This is a genomic window from Synechococcus sp. R6-10 (assembly GCF_047461815.1).
GTDB lineage: Bacteria > Cyanobacteriota > Cyanobacteriia > Thermostichales > Thermostichaceae > Thermostichus.
In genome coordinates, this window is the sequence record NZ_JANSHW010000431.1 from 1 (window position 1) to 1,781 (window position 1,781).

A 1,781-nucleotide genomic window follows, 5' to 3' on the forward strand; every position below is an offset into this window, starting at 1 on the left:
CCCAACGAAACCCGGCCCATGTCTTTGATCGTCCGCAACCCGATTCGCAACGCCCAGGGGGATATTCTGGTGCCTTTTGGCTCGCGGGTGGATGGCCGCTTTGAGCCGGCCCCAGGGGGCACCCGTTTTGTGGCGGAAAGCATCATTGTCAACAACCAACTGTTCCCCTTGGCTGCCCAGTCAGACATCATCCACGATGTCAAGGATCCCCGCTACACCACCACAGGCAAAATCATTCAGGATGCGGCCATCGGTGCAGCAGCAGGCGCTATTCTCGGCTTGGTAACCGGAGACAATGCCATTGCCACAGAGGAAGTGCTGGGGGCAGGGGTGGCCGGAGCGGTAATTGGCAATGTAACGGCACCACAGGTGGTGGTGCTGGATCCCAATCAGGTGATCGAGTTGCGCCTCACTCAGGATCTGGCGCTGGCCCCGACATCCCGATAACCGGTGCAAGGCCGGAATAAGCGGTGTCGGCACGGCTATCTCCCCAGCCAATCCAAAAGGGTTGTTCCCCCCAACCACAGGCCGATCAAAATGGAAGTGGTCAGCAGTCCTCCTGCTACACAGATCAGGGATCCCAAGCTGCACAGGATCCCGTCTTCTTCCAGGAGGCCAAAGGCGGTGACGAAAACCCCCATCGCCGGCAGGGTGTTGGTGCCTGGAACGGGGATGATCATGGAAATCCCCATCAAGCCAATCCAGGTGCCCAGCCAGACTTGGCCGAGCCGTGTGGTGCAGAGCTGCCGCCAGCGGGGACGGGCAATGTTTTCAATACGCTGCAGCCACGGGATCCCAGCCTGCACCCACTTTTGAAAATGCTTCCGTTCAATAGAGGTCTGCAACACCCATTTCGGCAGCCAAGGAGTGGTTCGCCCTGCCAGCATTTGTGCGGCCAGCAACAGGATGACCACGCCAAAGGGAGTGGAATAGCCGGGAGCCGGCAGAGGCAAAGCAGAAGGGAAAGAGAGCACCGCCAAAAACAAGCCAAAACTGCGCTCGCCCGCCAGTTTTAGAATGTCTTCGATGCGGATCAACCCTTCCGGGGAGGGCTCGGGTTGCTCTGGGCTCTCGGGAAGGCGGGAAAACCGGGCTAGCTCTTGAGACAGACGGGCCATAGAGGGGGCAGGGCTGGAGCGGGCAAAGTTTGGCAACGGGTGGGCACTACCTGGAGGGCCAACGATAGCCTACTGCAAATTCAAGTTGTGTTGGATATCTTGAGCAAAGGGGTGGTTTTGGAGAGGTGACATGCTCGGTGACAGGTTCAAGAGGGCCGTAAACATCAGCAGCCTTGAGCGACAGCAGAAGGCTCCGACTCAGTTCCGCAAAGGGGGGCGTGGGCTGGGATGGCTCCTGTTGCTGGGATCCCTACTGATAGTGGGGCACGGTGTGGCCCTGGCAGAAGCGCAGTTGGAGGTGGGCACTTCCACCACCCTATCCCCGCAGGCAGCTCCGCCGGTGTTACCACCCCCCCCTGTGGGAGTCCGACAAATTTCCCTGGATACCGATCCCGAACAAACTGCCGATATGCCCCTTTCCCTGATGGCCGAACAGGTGTTGGAGGCGGTGTGCGAAGCCCAGATTGATGCCCAACGGGCCTTGGCTCTCATGCCCGACCTGAGCGAATCCCACATCCGTACTGCCTGTCCGAAGCGGCTGATCCCCAAAAGCTGAGAGGTCGCCCCCAAGTTGGCGCTGAAAAGTAGCCGGAAATACGTTCACTGCCAAGGAAAGGTGGTACTCAACCTGTGTACCTCTTTCTTCAGAGAGCCTTCCATTTA

2 protein-coding genes and 1 pseudogene are annotated in these 1,781 nt (G+C 59.0%); 2 read left to right on the forward strand and 1 reads right to left on the reverse strand.

What is annotated here, in order from left to right:
• A pseudogene (locus NW837_RS11735) lies at nt 1-447 on the forward strand (S-layer homology domain-containing protein); the annotation flags it as partial.
• A 35-nt stretch (nt 448-482) separates the two neighbouring features.
• Here NW837_RS11735 and NW837_RS11740 read toward each other — a convergent pair.
• Nucleotides 483-1,154 carry an exopolysaccharide biosynthesis protein gene (locus NW837_RS11740; protein WP_414331714.1) on the reverse strand — a complete coding sequence of 224 codons (672 nt, stop codon included), beginning with the start codon at nt 1,152-1,154 and terminating at the stop codon, nt 483-485.
• A gap of 94 nt (nt 1,155-1,248) precedes the next feature.
• On the opposite strand from NW837_RS11740, the gene NW837_RS11745 reads away from it, so the two are divergent.
• On the forward strand, nt 1,249-1,674 hold the full coding sequence (locus tag NW837_RS11745) for a hypothetical protein (protein WP_414331716.1): 426 nt from the start codon (nt 1,249-1,251) through the stop codon (nt 1,672-1,674).
• The last annotated feature ends 107 nt before the right edge of the window (nt 1,675-1,781 follow it).

Excerpts from the sequence above, each read along its gene's own strand:
- NW837_RS11745 (WP_414331716.1), top strand. The coding sequence starts at position 1,249 with ATGCTCGGTGACAGGTTCAAGAGGGCCGTAAACATCAGCAGCCTTGAG.